Genomic DNA, 18,652 nt, shown 5'->3' with positions numbered 1-18,652 from the left:
AAGAAAGACCGAAGAAGAGTCTTGGTGGGCTGACACCTTCAGCCTATGCCGAGCAACTGGTGGTAAAACACGATAAAGTTACTTCTGACTCTAAACCCGGCTGCTACTGAAGATGGGGTGACGTCGCTGACAGCCTAAGCTCTTCATTATATTTCGCCATGCACAAACACCCCAAAGGCTGGGTTAATGCCCAGCCTTTGGGGTGCAGTTTATACATCGCGGCTTTTCAGGATATCGTGACTAACCAGTGGAGCGATGGCGCATCCCTGCGCCTGAGAACTCAAACCAAAGGTTACTTGCCAGCGCTCTGCATGGCAATGGCAGTATCCAGCATACGGTTGGAGAAACCCCACTCGTTGTCATACCAGGCCATGACTTTCACCAAACGGCCATTGACACGGGTGTGGTTGGCATCGAAGGTTGACGAGTGTGCATCATGGTTGAAATCAATGGAGACCAGGGGCTGAGCGTTGACCGCCAATACCGATGAGTTGGCCGCCGCTTTTTCCATAATCGCGTTGACCTCCTCTTTGGAGGTTTCGCGCCCTGCGGTAAAGGTTAAATCCACCAAAGACACATTGATAACGGGTACGCGCACCGCCAAACCATCAAACTTACCCGCCAGCTCTGGCAGCACGATACCCACCGCAGCAGCTGCGCCGGTTTTGGTCGGAATCATTGAGTGCGTTGCACTACGCGCCCGGTACGGGTCGGCGTGGTACACGTCCGTCAGATTCTGATCATTCGTATAGGCATGCACGGTAGTCATCAGACCATTTTCAATGCCTATCGAGTCATTCAAGACCTTGGCAACCGGCGCTAAGCAGTTCGTGGTGCAGGAAGCATTCGATACCACTTTGTGTTCAGCAGACAAGATATGGTCATTAACACCGTAAACAACCGTAGCGTCGGCATCCGGGCTGGGCGACGAGATCAAGACGCGGCTGGCACCCGCAGCGATATGCTTGGCTGCTGCTTCGCGCTTAGTGAACAGGCCTGTGCATTCCATAACCAAGTCAATGTCCATCGACGCCCAGGGAAGGTTGGCAGGATCACGCTCAGACGAAATTGCAATCCGGTCACCGTCCACACTAATGCTTTCAGCGTCATGCTCAACGTTGAATGGGAAATAGCCGTGAACGGTATCGTGACGCAGTAGATGTGAGTTAAGCGAGGGGTCGCCCAAATCATTAATCGCAACCACCTGGAGACGATCCCGGTAGCCGTTTTCGTACAGCGCACGCAATACATTGCGGCCAATCCGCCCAAAGCCGTTAATGGCAACTCTTATTGTCATGGTGGCACCTCTTTTAAGCAGTGATCGTAGATGGTGTTTTCAGTAAAAAAATTACTAAAAATACGTACTTAATCGCCTAAAGACCGATTAAAACCTCCCATAACCGCTCCCAAAGGCTAATAACTACTCGATATGTAGTAAAATTACTATATAAAAGCTATCGTAGTCCAACACTTAATGGCTCGGACAAGCATTCAAATAAAATTCACAGCGCGTGCCAGACATGATTGCCCGGTATCAACAGAAAATGCGCATCGGCGCTTTTCATCAGGAGCATTAGCTATGACACTCTCATCGCCCCACATTCCCTTACGCCGTACCAAAATTGTCGCCACGCTTGGGCCGGCCAGTGACCGCCCCGGGGTATTGGAAGCCACGCTAAAAGCGGGCGTTGACGTGGTCAGGCTCAATTTCTCACACGGTTCGGTCGACGACCACCGGCGCCGCCTTAACGACGTGCGCACAATAGCTCAACGTCTTGGCCGTAGTGTCGCTGTTTTGGGTGACCTGCAAGGGCCAAAAATTCGCATCTCCCGCTTTGTGGATGGCGCTGTTCACCTAAGTGTCGGCCAGGTCTTCGTGCTCGACATGGCGCTGGACGCCAATAGTGGCAATGCGGAGCGCGTTGGCTGCGACTATAAAGCACTGATCACCGACGTTATCCCTGGCGATCGCCTGTTGCTGGATGATGGACGTGTTGTACTGGACGTTACCTCTATTGTAGGGCAAGAAGTACACACGCGAGTTCATGTGGGTGGCAAGCTTTCCAACAACAAGGGTATTAACAAACAGGGTGGCGGCCTTTCAGCTCCTGCGCTGACAGAAAAAGATAAGCAGGACCTGCAGGCAGCTGTTGAGATTGGCGTCGATTACCTGGCTGTCTCCTTCCCCCGGAGCGCGGCGGATATGCAGGAGGCCCGCGCCTTGTTAGGAGAGGCTGGCAAAGAGATTGGTTTGGTAGCAAAACTGGAGCGCGCTGAAGCAGTGGCAAATGATGCAACTCTGGATGCCATCATTGAAGCCTCTGAAGCGGTGATGGTTGCCCGCGGTGACCTGGGTGTGGAAATTGGTGATGAAGCACTGATCGGTACTCAGAAGCGCATCATCAAGCATGCCCGCTCGCTTAATCGTGCAGTCATTACCGCCACGCAAATGATGGAGTCGATGATTGAATCACCTTTGCCGACGCGTGCCGAAGTTTTCGACGTTGCCAATGCGGTACTCGATGCCACTGATGCGGTCATGCTTTCCGCTGAAACCGCTGCTGGCGACTACCCGGTCGAAACCATCGAGGCTATGAACCGGGTTTGTCTGGGTGCCGAACGTGAGCGCATCGCCCAGGCTTCCGGCCATCGCATTCACGAAGGCTTTGAGCGCATTGATGAAACAATCGCTCTTTCCGCTATGTATGCCGCGAACCATCTGAAAGGTGTACGCGCTATCGCCTGTATGACCTCTACAGGTTACACGCCGCTGATTGCATCACGAATTCGCTCTGGTTTACCCATTGTGGGTCTTGCCCATAGCCCGATTGCCCAGCGCCGTATGGCACTCTATCGCGGTGTGGTATCAATCCCCTTTGATACCACTCACATGAGTCCTACAGAGGTTAACAACGAGGCGGTCAAGCTGCTGCGGGCCCACGGATTGGCACGCCCCGGCGAGCATGTCATTCTTACCCGCGGCGACCATATGAACGCCCACGGCGGTACCAACACCATGAAAGTGCTGGCCGTTGAAGCAGACTAAGACTATTGATGAACCGGAGAGTCATACCATGACCGATGCGCGCCCGCCCCGCCAAACCGTTCGTACGCTGCAGGCACGTAAGCGTATTGCACTGATTGCCCACGACGGCAAAAAAACCGAGATGCTGGAGTGGGCGACACGCTGGAAAGATACGCTGAGTCAGCACACCTTGATTGGCACAGGCACTACGTCCGGGCGACTTAAAAATACGCTGGGCCTTAAAGTCGAAGGGCTTATGAGCGGGCCGCTAGGCGGTGACCAGCAGATCGGTGCACGGATTGCAGAACAGCGCCTTGATGTATTGATTTTCTTCTGGGACCCATTTGCTCCACAGCCACACGACCCAGATGTCAAAGCCCTGCTGCGCCTGGCGGCACTATGGAACGTGCCGGTAGCCTGCAATGCCGCCAGTGCGGACTTCCTGCTCTCCTCGCCATATCTTAACGAACGCTATGATATGGCGATTCCAGATGCAGACGCCTGGGCCCAGGCCCGAACAGTGTAACGGCTGCTTCCCACCGGGCTGTTATCGTCTGCGCAGGTGGCGCGCCACCACCTGCTGCCCACGTTGATAATGGCCGCTCATGGCATCCAGGGCACACTGCAAAGTAAGCTCAGCGATGCGGTCGTAATCCTGAAGGGCAGAGTTCACCGGTTGAGGTAGGAAATCAAGCAATCGGTGGTCACCAAAGGTTGCCAACCGCAAGGTTTCCGGTAAGCCTCCCCGCGCCAGCAGTTCATCGAAAACGCCCTCCATCAAGGCATAGGATGCGGTTACCAATGCATCCACGTCACCAGAACCTAAAGCACGTTGCGCCAATTGGACACCTACATTCCGCTCGTAACGTTCGCCGCTAAAGGTAATGGCCTCCAGGCCACGCCCTTCCAATGCGGTAAGGAAGCCCGCCCGCCGTTCACGGCTCACCGATAGTTCAGGCATGGCATCCAGCCATGCAATACGGTGTACCCGATGGTCGATAACCGATTCAGTCAGGGTTCTTGCCGCTTCACGGTCATTACTAACCACGCTGGCAAACCGACTTGCCGCTAAGGCACGGTCCATGCCAACAATGCTCCACCCCTCATTGGCCAAATCTGCATAAAATGCATCGTCTTCGGGCAGGCAACTGGCGGTAATCAACACCTCGCACCGCTGCGCTCTTAACGCCAGTGCCAGCGCGCGTTCACTGTCAGCACAGTCATCGGAACTTACTACCAGCAGCTGATAGCCACGCTCACGCGCCCCACGCTCAAGGCGCTTGGCCAGGCGTGCATAACTGATATTCTCCAAATCCGGCACGATAAGGCCAATCAACCTACTGGCCCCACGGCGCAACGCTGCGGCCTGCGGATCAATGTGGTAGCGGTGCTGACGCACCACCCTCATCACCTTTTCAATGGTAGCTGCGCTAATGCGCCGCTGTTCGGCCTGGCCATTGATTACATAGCTCGCCGTTGTGCGCGATACCCCGGCAAGCCGGGCAATGTCGGCAAGTGTCATGCCTTCCCCCTCTAGTTGCCGCAGCAGTTTACCGGTTATGCACGAAAACTGCCTATGCTCCATGCCGAGCCGTTCAAAACCCACTGATGAGCCCCATCCCTTTTCAGACCAAAGTCTAAAGCGACAATCCTTGTGTCTAAAAGTGAATCGATTCAGCATAGCCAACTATACACAGGTGACACGATTCATCCAGCTGGTCACAGCCCCTCTTGACTAACGTATAGAGGGTGGAGCCGTTACCTGAACGTGTTTAAAGGAGAAACCTATGCTGACACTGGGCCCAGATGACATCCTACTAGGCTGCCACGCGGAAAACTGGCAGGCTGCGCTCGACAGCGCCGCAACAGCACTCACCGAGGCTGGCCTGGTGGAGGCCGAATACCGTACAGGCCTCCACGCCCGTGAAGCCCAGTCCTCCACTTTTCTGGGCAATGCCATTGCCATTCCTCATGGCACCCCGGAAAGCCGCCACTATGTTAAGCGCACGGGTGTACGGGTATTGCAGTTTCCCCAAGGCATACAGTGGCATGACGGCAATACCGTTTACGTCCTGGTGACCATTGCTGCGCAAAACGACGAGCATTTGGATATTTTACGCCAGCTTACCCATGTACTTGACCGCGACGGCGTGGCCAGCGAATTAGCCAGCGCAGGATCAGTTGTCGATGTTGCCCGGCTACTTTCCAAACCTGCACTGGCAGCCCGCCTGGATACCGACACACTATGTGTTAACTTTCCCGCCCGCGACCCACAGGAGCTGGCTCTGGCTGCGGCCGCTCGCCTGCGTCAGAGCGGCTGCGTTGATAATGCCTTTATCAGTGCCGTTGCCAGCTCCCATCCCCAATGGTTGGGCAAAGGATTATGGCTGGCCAGCCAGTCGAAGGGTGTTAAGCAGCCCGCGCTGGCAATTGCCACCCCAGCGGACACCACGCTGGAGTACGCTGGCCACCCGGTACATGCACTGTTCTGCCTGGCCGCTATCGAAAATGCGCACCGCCCCTTGCTGGAACAACTGTTGGCCGTGCTGGAAACCGGCGAAAGTGAAAGCCTGATGGGCAAAAGCAGCGCCCAACTGCTAGCCATCCTGGCAGGAGAAACGGCCAGCACCCAAACCCGCCGAGTACGGGTACTCAACCCACACGGCTTACACGCTCGTCCGGCCAAACAGTTAGTGCAAATTGCCCGCGCACAGCCGATAGCTATCAATGTACGCCTGGAAGAAGGTAGCGCTACCACCGTCTCTGCGGCCAGCCTGACCAAAGTGATTGGTCTGGGCGCTCGACGCGGACAATGGTTGGTATTTTCTGCTGAAGGTGAGCAGGCAAGCCAGGCACTGGATGCGGTGGCTGCTGCCGTTGAAGACGGGCTGGGCGAGAAAGTGACCGCTTTTGCGAGTGGCCGTAATGATGCAACACCTGTCACCAGCACGGCGAAACCCGCCATTGGGCCTCTGGCTGCCGATACCCCCCACCACGGTGTGCCTGCTTCACCAGGCTTGGCCATCGCGTCGGTATTTGTCATCCGCCCACTACAGTTTGAATACCCCGAGCACGCAACCGACCCGGAACAGGAAGTAAGCCGTTTGGAAGCGGCGCTAAAAGAGGCTGCCGCCCAACTGCAAGCGCTGGTGCACAACGCCCCTGGCGGTGAAGTGGCCGATATTCTCTCCATGCACGAAGCGATGCTGGACGATCCCGAGCTACGTCAAGCCGCTATTGATGCTATCCTTGAAGGCCGCTCAGCGGAAGCAAGCTGGTGGGACGCCATCGATACAGCCGCCCATGCCCAGGAAATGCTGGCCGACCGGTTATTGGCGGAGCGTGCCGCCGATCTGCGCGATGTGGGCCGCCGGGTACTTGGGATTCTGTGTGATGTGAAACTGCCCGAACCACCTGACCATCCCTATATTCTGGTCATGGATGATATAGGTCCTTCCGACGTTGCCCGTCTGGACACCTCCCGTGTACGAGGCCTGCTCACCGTACGCGGCGGCGCCACTGCCCATAGTGCCATTCTGGCTCGAGCGCTGGGCATTCCCGCCGTGGTCGGGGCAGGCGAAACGGTCATGGCGTTACATAACGGCAGCATGATGATTCTGGATGGCGAGCGTGGCCGCGTGACCTCACGGCCCTCCGAAGAGCGCCTGCAACGCGCCGAACAGCAGTTGCTTGATCAACAACAGCGTGAAGCTGATGCCTGGGAATTGCGCTTTGAGCAGGCCCAAACCCGCGACGGCCACCACGTTGAAGTAGCGGCTAACCTGGGCAATACCGCGCATGCCACCGATGCAGTGGAACGTGGCGCGGAAGGGGTTGGCCTGTTGCGCACTGAGTTTCTGTTTATGGCGCACGCCAGTGCGCCTGATTTAAGCACTCAAATTGACGAATACCGCGAAGCCATTGATGCCCTGGATGGTCGCCCGCTGGTCGCCCGAACACTGGATGTGGGAGGTGACAAGCCGCTGCCCTACTGGCCAGTGCCCCAGGAAGACAATCCCTTCCTGGGCCTGCGTGGTATTCGCCTGGCCCTGACCCAACCAGAAGTACTGGAAACCCAGTTGCGGGCACTGTTAATGGCAGCAGCGCCTACCTCAGATGCTGAGAATAAGGCAAAGCCGCTGCGTATTATGCTGCCGATGGTCAAGGATATTGCGGAGTTCCGCGCCGCAAAAGCTATCTACGATCGCCTACTTAACGAGATTACGCCGTCACAGCGTGCCACCGATGTGCAGTTGGGTGTAATGATCGAAGTGCCTTCAAGCGCTTTGCTGGCACCTGCCCTGGCGCAAGAGGTGGATTTCTTCTCGGTGGGCACTAACGACTTAACTCAATACACCCTGGCCATCGACCGTGGCCACCCAGAACTGTCTGCCCAGGCGGATGGCCTGCACCCCGCAGTACTGCGACTCATCCAAATGACCGTAGAAGCCGCTCATGCACAGGGTAAATGGGTGGGCGTATGCGGTGAGCTGGCATCCGACGCGATGGCCGTACCAGTGCTGGTGGGTTTAGGCGTAGATGAGCTTTCAGTCAGCGCGCGACAAATCCCGCTGGTCAAAGCCCGCCTGCGTGAATTTGATCTCGCAGAAGCACAGGCCAGTGCCCAGCTTGCGTTAAGCAAAGCCACCAGTGTTGATGTGCGCGATGCCCTGGAGGCCCGCTGATGGCTCGAATAGTATGTATCACGCTAAACCCTGCGTTGGATTTAGCCTTCAACCTTGAAACGCTCACGCTTGGCCAGGTTAACCGCCCCACCAGTGCTCAACTGGAAGCTGCGGGTAAAGGCGTAAATGTCGCAAGGGTGCTGGCAAGCCTGGGGCATGAGGTCACGGTGAGTGGCTTTTTAGGCCAGGATAACGATGGGCCGTTTAGCCTGGCGTTTCCTCGCTATGGTGTAGAAGATGCGTTTGTACGGGTGCCGGGCAATACGCGTATCAATGCCAAGCTTGCTGAACAAAGCGGTCGCGTGACCGATATCAACGGCCCAGGCATGCCGATTGAAACGGCTCATCTGGACACGCTGTCAACAACGCTGAACCGCCTGTTTCAACGCGACAAACCTCCCCAAGCAGTGGTGGTGGCAGGCAGTCTTCCCCCTGGAATCGATCAGTACGCCTTTGGCAAGTTGTTGGATACGCTGAAACGCCACGATGCTCCACTCTGGGTAGACACCAGTGGCCCAGCACTGCTCACCGCTATTACTGCTCAACCCACTGCCGTCAAGCCCAACGAAACCGAGCTGGCCGATTGGGCTGGCAGCCCACTTGAAACAGCAATGCAACGACAAGCTGCGGCGCAACGGCTGCACGCCAGCGGTATCGAACATGCACTGGTTTCCGCCGGGGCGGCAGGCGTGCTATGGGTTAGCCGCCACGGTGTTTGGCAATCGACTCCTCCACGCGTTACCGCCACTAATACCGTGTGTGCAGGCGATACCTTTGTTGCCGGCATGTTACACGGGTTGCTAAGCAACCTAACGCCGCCAGACACCCTCCGCTTCGCGACCGCGCTCTCAGCCGAGGCCGTTCGCCATATTGGCGTGGGGACCCCCCACGCCGATGATTTTGACTTACTCCAACAACAGACCCGGGTACGGCGTCTTGATGACACCACCACCGAGGGAGCCACGCGATGAATATTATTCTGATTACCGCCTGCCCCAGCGGCATGGCGACCACATTTCTGGCTGCCAGGCGGCTGGAGCAGGCCGCCGAGCGCCAGGGCTGGAAAGTACACGTGGAAATGCACGGTGAAATTGCACCGTTACAGGCCGCCAGTGCCGAGCAGATTGCCAACGCTGACTTAATTGTGGTGGCTGCCGACCACATACCCGCTCCCGAACGCTTTGAGGACAAGCGGGTCTTCCATGCCCCCATTGCCAGCGCCCTACCCGACCCCAGCGCTTTTTTAAGCCAGGCAAAACGTGAAGCGCCGATTTACACGGCTCCCAAAACAGCTCCTATACCCGTTAGCAGTAATACAGCGGGTGGTAAGAAAATCGTGGCTGTTACCGCCTGCCCCACTGGCGTCGCCCACACCTTTATGGCAGCTGAAGCCCTTGCTGAGGCGGGCAAAACCATGGGCCACGCCATCCGTGTGGAAACCCAGGGATCGGTGGGCGCACAACATCAACTGACTGAAGAAGAGATTTCAGCAGCGGATATAGTGATTCTGGCTTGCGATATTGAAGTCGACCCCTCCCGCTTCGTTGGTAAACGAATTTATCGGACCTCAACAGGCAGCGCGCTGAAAAAGCCTCGCCCGACGATAGAAGCCGCTCTGGCAGAAGCCACCGAAGAGGATGGCAGCCAGCAAAGCAACGACACCACCGCAAAGAAAGGCATTAAAGAGAAAGGCGTGTACAAGCACCTGCTTACCGGCGTTTCCTTTATGCTGCCAATGGTCGTGGCAGGCGGCCTGCTGATTGCGCTGTCGTTTATGTTTGGTATTGATGCCTTTGAGCAGGAAGGCACGCTGGCCGCTGCCCTTATGCAGATTGGTGGTGGCACCGCCTTCGCACTGATGATTCCTGTATTGGCGGGGTATATTGCCTACTCCATTGCTGACCGGCCTGGCATTGCTCCCGGTATGATTGGCGGCATGTTGGCCGCTAATATCGAGGCGGGATTTATCGGTGGGATTCTGGCTGGTTTCCTGGCGGGTTATGTTGCCCTGGCCGTTACCCGCTACGTTAAGCTGCCTTCCAGTGTGGAATCTCTCAAACCCATCCTGATTATTCCGTTTGTGGCGAGCCTGGTGACGGGCCTCACCATGATTTATGTGATTGGCGAGCCTGTAGCAGCCATTATGGCGGGGCTAACCAGCTTCCTGGCCTCCATGGACTCCACCAACGCGGTACTCTTGGGTGTTCTGCTGGGTGCCATGATGTGCTTTGATCTCGGTGGCCCGGTCAATAAAGCAGCCTATACCTTTGGTGTGGGCCTGCTGGCCTCGCAAACTTACGCCCCCATGGCCGCGATTATGGCTGCCGGCATGGTGCCCGCCATTGGCATGGGCATCGCAAGCTTCGTGGCGCGTAACAAGTTTTCCCAGCCTGAACGGGAAGCAGGCAAGGCATCCTTCGTGCTCGGGCTATGCTTTATCAGTGAAGGCGCCATTCCTTTCGCCGCTAAAGATCCCCTGCGTGTGATTCCCGCCTGTATTGTTGGTGGTGCGGTAACAGGCGCTCTTTCCATGTTCGTGGGCGCCCAGCTGATGGCACCTCATGGAGGGATTTTTGTATTGCTGATCCCTAATGCCATTACCCCTGCACTGCTCTATTTAGGCGCTATTGTGGCTGGCTCGCTGATTACCGGTCTTAGCTACGCGTTTATCAAGCGCGGTGCTGCCCACGTCGCCGTTGCCAGCTAAGCTGCTCTGGCCTACCCCAGGCAGGCGCTCTTACCTGCCTGGGGCTAATTTTCACTACATACTTTCAACCTGCTGTTTTATTACCCACTTCTCCTACATCCCAGGTTAATAGTTGCCTCAATCCTGGTTTTATGTAGTATTTTTACATACATAATATAACGGCTATTTTCCGCCGCCAGCTCTACCACTCAACAACAATGGAACCGCCCTCTATGTTTCAACTTACCCGCAGCGTAACCTGGCAGGCACTGGAACGCCTGCGCGACAAAACTGCCAATGAGCGCATTCGTGATTACTTCACCAATGACCCCCAGCGCTTTGAAAAAATGAGCCTGCGGGTGGGCGGCTTATTCCTGGATTACTCCAAGCATCAGGTATCCGATGAGGTACTGGCCAAACTGATCGAACTGGCCGACCACTCCGCACTGGTACAGCGCCGCGCCCAGATGTTTTCCGGCGACATTATCAATGTGACGGAAAACCGGCCGGTACTACACACCGCCTTGCGTAACCTTGGCGATGAGCCGGTATATGTGGATGGTGAAGATGTCATGCCGGAAATCAACCGTACTCGCGAGCAGATTAAGCTGTTTTCAGAAGCGGTGCGCAGTGGTGAGTGGAAAGGTTATAGCGGCCAACGCATCAAAGACGTGGTGAATATTGGGATTGGCGGTTCGGACCTTGGTCCCAACATGGCAGTGCGTGCCCTACTCAAATACCGCCACCCGGATCTGCACTTCCACTTCGTCTCCAACGTGGACGGCACCCATATTCAGAAAGTGCTTTCCCGCCTGGACCCGGCTACCACGCTGTTTATCGTTTCCACTAAAACCTTTTCCACTCAGGAGACGCTGCTTAACGCCAAAACCGCCCGGCGCTGGTTTGTGGAAAACGCTGGCCAGGATGCCGACGTAGGTGCGCACTTTATTGCTGCCTCCACCAACCGCAAGGCGGCGATGGAATTCGGCATTCGCGAAGAGAACGTATTCGAATTCTGGGCCTGGGTGGGCGGTCGCTACTCCATGTGGTCCTCTATTGGCCTGCCTATTGCACTTTCCATTGGCTTTGAAGGCTTTATAGAGTTGCTGGAGGGCGCCCATGAAATGGATCGCCACTTTATTGAAGCGCCCTTTGCGCAAAATATGCCGGTGCTGATGGCACTGATCGGCATTTGGTACATCAACTTTATCGGCGCGGAAACCCAGGCCATCGTGCCCTACGACCAAGCACTGAACCAACTGCCCTCCTTTCTGCAGCAGCTGGATATGGAGTCCAACGGCAAGTCAGTGGATATTTTCGGCCACCCAGTCAACTATAAAACCGGCCCAATAGTGTGGGGGCAAACTGGCTCTAACGGCCAGCACGCCTTCTTCCAGCTGCTCCACCAGGGCACCCGCTATGTGCCTATCGATTTCATCGCCTCACTAAAGCCGGAACCCGGCGTGGAAGATCACCACTTCGCCTTATTAACCAACATGCTGGCCCAAGCCAACGCCTTTATGGAAGGCAGTCAGGGCGACAGCAAGGAACTGAGCCAGTTGGACCCCTACAGTTGCCCTGGCAACCGCCCTTCCAGCACCCTGCTGCTGGATGAATTAACGCCGAAAAACCTGGGTGCACTGATCGCACTCTACGAACATAAGGTGTTCGTTCAAGGGGTTATCTGGAACATCAATTCCTTCGACCAGTGGGGGGTGCAGCTTGGCAAACGCATTGCCGGTGAAATCAGCGAACGGATCGACGCCAACGCCGCCGACTTTGATGCCTCCACCCAAGGCCTGCTGAAACTGGTACGCGCGCACTTCATCGATAATTCGCACAAAGCGGAAAACGCTAAGCAAAGTGGAGTCAAACCGCCGACACGCAAGAAACACTAAGTTAAAGAATATCATATCAGAGTGGTCACCCTCACTATCGTGAGAGTGCCTCTTCTATACTTAACTTGCCCACTGGGTTGACGAAGTGGAGCAAATCTCCAGCAAAGCCAGTCCGTCCCTTTTTCCCTATTGGGATAGAAACTGCTTTTATTGCTCGTTATATGCCCTATTTTCCCTATTGGGAAAAATAAGCTAATGTAGCGGGTATACCCTTTAATTTTTCCTTATAGGGAAAGCTGGAGTATGGAATGCCTACCTCAGCCACATTGACAGAGGCAAAACTGCACGCCATTGAGTCCGCTGAACGCCTCGGCCAACTCATTCGTCAAACCCGCAAACGTCAAAACCTAACGTTAGAAACAGTGTAAAAAAGCGGCTACCTGGTGACTGGCAGGCACTGAAACGACTGCTTGACAACATAACAGCCAATGGCCGCATTCGTAGTTACTTCACTAATGACACCCAGCGCTTTGAAAAAATGAGCCACGACTGGGCCATCTCTACTCCAACGGCCAGCACACCTTGGCTGAAAAGCCAAGGCGTACGAGTGTTTACACAAGGGTAGCCAGCCGCTTGTTAAAGCAGCTTTTTCTGCCAGAAGAGCGCTTTACCTATCTCGGGATCTAATTCATACCCTTCAAAACCGAATGAGAGGTAAGCACTCTGAGCAACTTTATTGCCTTCCAGAACTTCTAAGGTCAGCTTGCAGCATTTTCTCTCTTTGGCCACTTCCTCCGCTTTAGCAAGGAGCTTTTGCGACAGCTTGCGACCTCGATATTTACTGGAAACAAACAGATCATGAATATTAATCAGAGGCCTGCATGCAAAACTTGAAAACCCCTCAACGCATATCGCGAGCCCGGCGGGTTCATTTTGTACAAAGGCGAGAACCGCAAACATATACGGTCGTTTCTCAAGCTCTGAAACCAAATTGCTTTTCACAAAATCTGAAAGCTCAGAAGCTCCTCCCATTTTATCTTTGGCGTAATCATTTAACAAAGAAACCACTGCCTCGGCGTGAAAAGAGGATGTTAAATCCGCGATTACAATATTTTCCATGTCCTACCCTACTCCCTGCTGTTTTAGCTGTTTTTTAAACCGGGCGCTTAGCCAGTAATGCCCATACACCTGCTGACGATAGCAGCGCTCCCCCGGCAAAGTTAAAACGGCGCTGAGCGCGTGGAGAGGTAAGTAATTTACGCGCCGATGCGGCGAATACCGCGTACAAGGAGGCATTGAGTGCCGCCAGGCCTACAAAGGTGGCTGCGAGTATCCACAGCTGAGCGCCAGCATCTGCACGAGGATTGATAAACTGAGGTAAAAATGCAATGAAAAACACCATACCTTTTGGGTTAAGCGCCGTAACCAAATAAGTATTAGCGAATAGTTTCCAGCGTGAGCGTGAAACAGCAGGGGCTGAAACCTCAGTGACAGCAAATCCCGTCCGTAGCAGCTTGAGCCCCATATAAAGTAAATACAGTCCCCCAATCCACTTAATCACCGTAAACCAGAATGCAGATGTTGCTAACACAGCTCCAAGGCCAAGTAGCGAAACAGCCAGCGCAGTCGAATCGCCCAACGTCACAGCCACCACTAAAGGCATGTTTGCTCGCCGCCCTTGGGCAAGGGAATAACTAATCACCGTTAAAATGGTCGGCCCGGGAATCACCAGTAGCGCCGCTGAAGCAGCGGCAAAGGCAAGCCAAACTTCTATAGACATAAGTCATCACCACCACAGTAGGTATTTACCGACGTTTATAAGCCACTACCAGCATACTTTATTTTCTTGTAGAGCTTACCTATAGACCTGGACCCAGCCATTAAATATATGCTTAGTAGCACGATGGTCAGATAACCATAGGGGATATCATCGCCCACCAGCCACATCAATAAACGCCCCGGTGACATAGGAGGCTTCCTCCGACAGCAGCCAGGCAATAGTATGCGCCACCTCATCAGCACTGCCGCCACGCTGCATGGGAATCTGGGGCGCTAACCGATCAACCCGTCCTGGCTCGCCACCATCAGCATGCATATCGGTATAGATAAACCCTGGGCGGACGGCGTTAACGCGTATGCCTGAGGCAGCCACTTCGATGGACAATCCTTTGGTCAGGCTGTCCATGGCACCTTTTGACGCTGCATAGTCAATATATTCAAAAGGCGAGCCTGTTTGTGCTGCACGGGATGACACGTTAACGATGGCACTGCCTGGCTGCAAACGCTTGATCGCCTCTTTTGAGCATAAGAAACAGCTTATAACATTGCTCTTTAGCACTCTGTTGAAGCGCTCAAGATCAATGTCCGCCAACCTGGATTGAGCAAACAGCACGCCAGCATTGTTAACCAAATGCGTCACGCTACCCAGGCGCTCTTCTGTTGCATCAAACAGATTGATAACATCAGCCTCACGACTGACATCCGCCTGGCAGGCAAATGCATTACCTCCGTTTTGCATAATGGTTGCAACCACTTTCTCAGCGCATTCTCGATTAGCGCGATAATTAACACATACCGCATAACCTTTGGCACCCAGCAGCAGTGATGTTGCCGCCCCAATCCCTCGGCTTCCGCCTGTCACAATCACCACCTTAGACATACCACCTCCTGGCTAGGGTCTATTGACGTTTCATTACCACCTCTACTGAGCAGCTATGGGTAGCCTTCTCATGCCCGCTGTCAGTACTGGGCTTACGGCCTGTTGCTTTCTGCCAACAGCATATATACTGTATATAAAACCACTAAACAGGTGGAAACATGGCATCTCTTAGCCGCCCTTCAGCGCCACTTGCTTATAAAGGCCGTGGCGCGACCTATGATCCACATAACCGCTTTGCACCCACTCACAGCGTGGCCGAAGATGATGGCTGGTGGCAGGAGGAAACATCGACCACTCTGGCCACAGAGGTCCGTGAAGAGCCAAGTAAAAGTGCTCTTTCCTGGAACCACTCCCCAGACTTACCCTTTGATCGCTCGCTAAATCCCTATCGCGGCTGTGAGCATGGTTGTGTTTACTGTTATGCACGGCCCTCCCATGCTTATTGGGATTTATCGCCGGGGCTGGATTTCGAAACCAAGCTTATTGCCCGTAGCGGTTTGGTGGAACGGCTTAAAGAGGAGCTTTGTCATCCCCGCTATGTGTGCAGGCCCATCAACCTTTCCGGCAATACCGATTGCTATCAGCCATTAGAAGCCAGGTATCAAACCACCCGCCGCGTATTGGAGTTGCTACTGGCCTGCAGGCACCCCGTCACACTGGTTACCAAAAGTACCCTCGTGCTTCGCGATCTGGATTTGCTGACAGAAATGGCTGAACACCGTCTGGTCCGGGTGTTTGTTAGCCTCACTAGCCTGGATGCCAACTTAAAGCGTACGCTGGAACCCCGGGCGGCGTCTCCCCAGGCACGGTTAAAGGTGATCAGGGAACTGAACACGGTGGGTATTCCCGTTGGTACGCTGGTATCTCCCATTATACCAGGCTTAACCGACCACGAAATTGAGCGCATTCTGGAAGTAGCCAGTCGTGCGGGGGCACGTACGGCTACCTGGATGTTACTACGACTACCCCATGAGGTTGCGCCGCTGTTTGAGGCGTGGCTGGAAGCCCACTATCCCGAACGGGCTGCCAGGGTGATGAGCCTGATTCGCCAGTGCCGGGGTGGAAAAAACTATGATGGGCAATTTGGTAAACGTTTTCGTGGTGAAGGTGTTTTTGCTGAACTCATAGCTCAGCGTTTTAATCGCGCATGCCGCCAGTGGAAATTGCAGCCACGTACTGAGCAAGGGCTGAATACGCGTGATTTTCAGCCACCGCGGGCACAGGGGGATTTATTTTATTAGACTGTCACAAAACTATTGCCCCGTTAAAGGAACCGTTAATGCCCACGCCGCTAAGCAAAACCAAATCAAGCTTTTATCGCCGCTTATATGTGGCGCACTTGATTGAACAAGGCACCGCTAGCGTGCCTGCATTAATGGAGGCGACCGGGATGCCTCGGCGCACCGCCCAGGATACGATTGCCTCGCTAGCCGAGCTGGATATTGTATGTAACTTCGAGAAAGCCGAGGGTGAGAGCCATAATATCGGCCACTACACCCTACACAGCTGGGGTGCAATTGATCCGAACTGGGTGGCAGCTAATGCGGATCGGTTAGGCGAGGCACTGGGGTATCGCTAGGTTTTTGCTGATCTGCGACGCTTAAACGCGACTATCAGGCTCATGCCACATCAGCCTTGCCGAGTTTAGGGTGACGCTTAGCGAACTGGCGGCCATAGCCAGTACAGCGACGAGTGGTGGTATCGCCATAACGACTACCACCCCCAGCGCCAACGTATTGTAGAGCGCTGAAAGCACAAGATTTTGCACCATGACTCTCCGGGTGCGTTTGGCAAGCGCCAGCAGTCGTACTACCCCTTCGACCCCAGGAGTAAGCAACTGAGCGGCAGCACCTTCACGAGCCGCTTCGTTTGCCTGAATGGGAGCGATACCTACATCTGCAGCCGCCAGGCTGAGCGTGTCGTTCACGCCATCGCCCACATAAAGTGTGGGCGATGGCAGCGCCGCTAGCAGCTTCGCTTTAGCCTCTGGCGAGCGTTGGGCATAACACGCTTCTTTTGCTAGCCCAATCTGTTGGCCTAACCAGCGAACCGGGCCTTGACGGTCCCCGCTAATCATTGCCACTACATAGCCAGAGGCATTAAGCTGCTGAAGAGTGGTGGCAGCATCGTTAACAGGTTGATCGGCTAAATAGAGGGTTGCCAGCCAGCCATGCTGGTCAGCAATCGCTACTTGCGAGGCAAAAGAGTAGGTGTCGTCCTGAGCGCTGTCAGGTATTACCATTCCCTGCTGTGTCAGCCAGATAACGTTACCCAGCCACCACTGCTCACCATTAACGAAGGTGATATGTTGCCCTGCCCCAGGCGTCTCTTCCAGTTGTGCCAGGCTATCCCATTGGCGGCTACCGTCAACGTTAGCCCAGTGTCGCAACCCACTAGCCAGGGGGTGCTCACTTTGATGGGTGGCAACGAAGAGCTGTTGCTGGAAAGCATGTTCGTCAATGCCCGCTCGCAAAATAGCGTGGAGCACACGATGCTGACCCGCAGTTAAGGTGCCGGTTTTATCAAACGCAATGGAGCGTATCTTAGCCACTACTTCCAGGGCCGATGGATCTCGCAGGGCCACCCCCTGCTGAATAGCCTGACCACTTCCCGCCAAGCTCGCCAGCGGCACTGCCAGCCCTACAGCACAGGGGCAGGCCACCACCAGCACGGAAAGCGCCCGGACGCTGGCTTCATCCCACTCTACGCCGAATAACAGTGCCACTGGCCACGTTAACAGGGCAAGTACCAGAGCCGCAGGACTTAACCATGCGGCGAACCGCTCAGCAATCGTTTGTAACTCGCCCTTTTGGGCCTGGAAACGTCGCATTTGCTCGCAAAGTTTATCCACACGGCGCTGCCCCACAGGCGCCGTCACCTTAAGTGTCAGAGCAGCAGCACCCGACGACCCACCAACATACCGGCAGCCTGCGTAAACCCGCTGTCCGGCGGTAAAGTAGCGCGGTACACTCTCTCCAGAAAGCGTCGCCGTATCGATCCAGCCGGGTGTTTCCAGCGTGCCATCCAGAGGGATGATAGCGCCCGAATTCACATCCACCAGTGCGTCCAGGCCAACCTCTTCAACAGGCAGTGTTATGCGCTGGCTACCCTGAACGACAGTCACACTGGAACTGGGTAGTGCCAGCGTTTCAAAGGCTTTTAACCCCCGCTGCCGACACAGTGTTTCCACTAACCGGCCCATTAACAGCAGGACAATCAGCATGACAGCGGTATCAAAGTAAACCTCTACCGAGCCGCGCCATAATAGTCCAACCGACACTACCACTGCCCCCACTACGCCCAAACTGACCAGTACATCCATGCCAGGACGCTTGGCGAGCAGTGTTCGCCACCCCGCCCGATAAAACGGCAGGCCTGCATAACACACCACTGGCAGTGCAAAGGCTCCCGAGACCCACGCCAAAACACTCTCTATTTGAGCGGTAGGCAGCGCCCCCGCATAGATCAGCAGCGATGCCAGCATTGTCCACATGCCAAACACTGCCCCAATGATTAGGCGCAATGTAAGGTATCGGCTCTCTTGTTCCAGGCGGGTATGGGCATCCTGAACAGCTTCCAGCTCCGTTAGGCGATAGCCAATACGCGCCACTTTAGGTGCCAGAGCATCAAGCTGGGTAGCTTCTGGCGCACCTTTAACCCATACGGTTGCTGTCGGATAGTGGACACTAACCTCAGTTATTCCAGGCAACCGCTTCAGTGTGCCCTCTACCGCCAAAGCGCAACTGGTGCACCACATCC

Annotated in this window: 14 protein-coding genes; 8 read left to right on the top strand and 6 right to left on the bottom strand. The window is 55.0% G+C overall.

Going from position 1 to position 18,652, the window contains the following annotated elements; translation table 11 throughout:
- Positions 1 to 292 precede the first annotated feature (292 nt).
- Positions 293 to 1,297: a type I glyceraldehyde-3-phosphate dehydrogenase gene (gene gap, locus HP566_RS15280; protein ID WP_249978138.1), complete on the bottom strand. Its 1,005-nt coding sequence runs from the start codon at positions 1,295 to 1,297 to the stop codon at positions 293 to 295.
- A 282-nt stretch (positions 1,298 to 1,579) separates the two neighbouring features.
- Between gap and pyk the strand changes: the two genes are divergently transcribed.
- Together pyk and HP566_RS15270 are read left to right on the top strand one after the other, a co-directional pair.
- The gene (pyk, locus tag HP566_RS15275; RefSeq protein ID WP_249978137.1) at positions 1,580 to 3,046 is read left to right on the top strand and encodes a pyruvate kinase; all 1,467 of its coding nucleotides are present in this window, start codon (positions 1,580 to 1,582) and stop codon (positions 3,044 to 3,046) included.
- Positions 3,047 to 3,074: 28 nt separating this feature from the next.
- A complete protein-coding gene (locus HP566_RS15270; protein ID WP_249978136.1) occupies positions 3,075 to 3,551 on the top strand; it encodes a methylglyoxal synthase in 477 nt (158 codons plus the stop codon).
- A gap of 21 nt (positions 3,552 to 3,572) precedes the next feature.
- Here HP566_RS15270 and cra read toward each other — a convergent pair whose 3' ends face one another.
- The gene (cra, locus tag HP566_RS15265; protein ID WP_249978135.1) at positions 3,573 to 4,547 is read right to left on the bottom strand and encodes a catabolite repressor/activator; all 975 of its coding nucleotides are present in this window, start codon (positions 4,545 to 4,547) and stop codon (positions 3,573 to 3,575) included.
- A gap of 265 nt (positions 4,548 to 4,812) precedes the next feature.
- Between cra and ptsP the strand changes: the two genes are divergently transcribed.
- The 4 genes from ptsP to pgi all read left to right on the top strand — a co-directional run bounded on the left by ptsP (position 4,813) and on the right by pgi (position 12,294).
- Positions 4,813 to 7,710 (top strand): phosphoenolpyruvate--protein phosphotransferase, encoded by a 2,898-nt coding sequence (ptsP, locus tag HP566_RS15260; RefSeq protein WP_249978134.1) that lies wholly within the window; start codon positions 4,813 to 4,815, stop codon positions 7,708 to 7,710.
- Positions 7,710 to 8,681, top strand: coding sequence for a 1-phosphofructokinase (gene pfkB / locus HP566_RS15255; protein WP_249978133.1), 972 nt, complete (start codon positions 7,710 to 7,712; stop codon positions 8,679 to 8,681). Before ptsP ends, pfkB begins: the two co-directional genes overlap by 1 nt.
- Positions 8,678 to 10,417 carry a PTS fructose-like transporter subunit IIB gene (locus HP566_RS15250; protein WP_249978132.1) on the top strand — a complete coding sequence of 580 codons (1,740 nt, stop codon included), beginning with the start codon at positions 8,678 to 8,680 and terminating at the stop codon, positions 10,415 to 10,417. The genes pfkB and HP566_RS15250 overlap by 4 nt, the downstream gene beginning before the upstream one ends.
- A 212-nt stretch (positions 10,418 to 10,629) precedes the next feature.
- The gene (gene pgi / locus HP566_RS15245) at positions 10,630 to 12,294 is read left to right on the top strand and encodes a glucose-6-phosphate isomerase (RefSeq protein WP_249978131.1); all 1,665 of its coding nucleotides are present in this window, start codon (positions 10,630 to 10,632) and stop codon (positions 12,292 to 12,294) included.
- 576 nt (positions 12,295 to 12,870) lie between these two features.
- Here the strand turns inward: pgi and HP566_RS15240 are convergent.
- The 3 genes from HP566_RS15240 to HP566_RS15230 all read right to left on the bottom strand — a co-directional run bounded on the left by HP566_RS15240 (position 12,871) and on the right by HP566_RS15230 (position 14,893).
- On the bottom strand, positions 12,871 to 13,353 hold the full coding sequence (locus HP566_RS15240; protein ID WP_249978130.1) for a GNAT family N-acetyltransferase: 483 nt from the start codon (positions 13,351 to 13,353) through the stop codon (positions 12,871 to 12,873).
- 34 nt (positions 13,354 to 13,387) lie between these two features.
- Positions 13,388 to 14,014 (bottom strand): LysE family translocator, encoded by a 627-nt coding sequence (locus HP566_RS15235; protein ID WP_249978129.1) that lies wholly within the window; start codon positions 14,012 to 14,014, stop codon positions 13,388 to 13,390.
- Between the two features lie 147 nt (positions 14,015 to 14,161).
- Positions 14,162 to 14,893 (bottom strand): SDR family oxidoreductase, encoded by a 732-nt coding sequence (locus HP566_RS15230; RefSeq protein WP_249978128.1) that lies wholly within the window; start codon positions 14,891 to 14,893, stop codon positions 14,162 to 14,164.
- Positions 14,894 to 15,051: 158 nt separating this feature from the next.
- Between HP566_RS15230 and HP566_RS15225 the strand changes: the two genes are divergently transcribed.
- The gene (locus HP566_RS15225) at positions 15,052 to 16,134 is read left to right on the top strand and encodes a PA0069 family radical SAM protein (protein WP_249978127.1); all 1,083 of its coding nucleotides are present in this window, start codon (positions 15,052 to 15,054) and stop codon (positions 16,132 to 16,134) included.
- Between the two features lie 38 nt (positions 16,135 to 16,172).
- Entirely contained in the window at positions 16,173 to 16,472 is a 300-nt protein-coding gene (locus HP566_RS15220; RefSeq protein WP_249978126.1) for a winged helix-turn-helix domain-containing protein, read from the top strand.
- Between the two features lie 21 nt (positions 16,473 to 16,493).
- Here the strand turns inward: HP566_RS15220 and HP566_RS15215 are convergent, their stop codons facing one another.
- Positions 16,494 to 18,650, bottom strand: coding sequence for a heavy metal translocating P-type ATPase (locus HP566_RS15215; RefSeq protein ID WP_249978140.1), 2,157 nt, complete (start codon positions 18,648 to 18,650; stop codon positions 16,494 to 16,496).
- Between the last annotated feature and the right edge of the window lie 2 nt (positions 18,651 to 18,652).

Source organism: Vreelandella olivaria (assembly GCF_023507745.1).
Lineage (GTDB): Bacteria > Pseudomonadota > Gammaproteobacteria > Pseudomonadales > Halomonadaceae > Vreelandella > Vreelandella olivaria_A.
The sequence above is the reverse complement of the archived record's forward strand: the minus strand, read 5'-3'. Positions and strand labels throughout refer to the sequence as shown.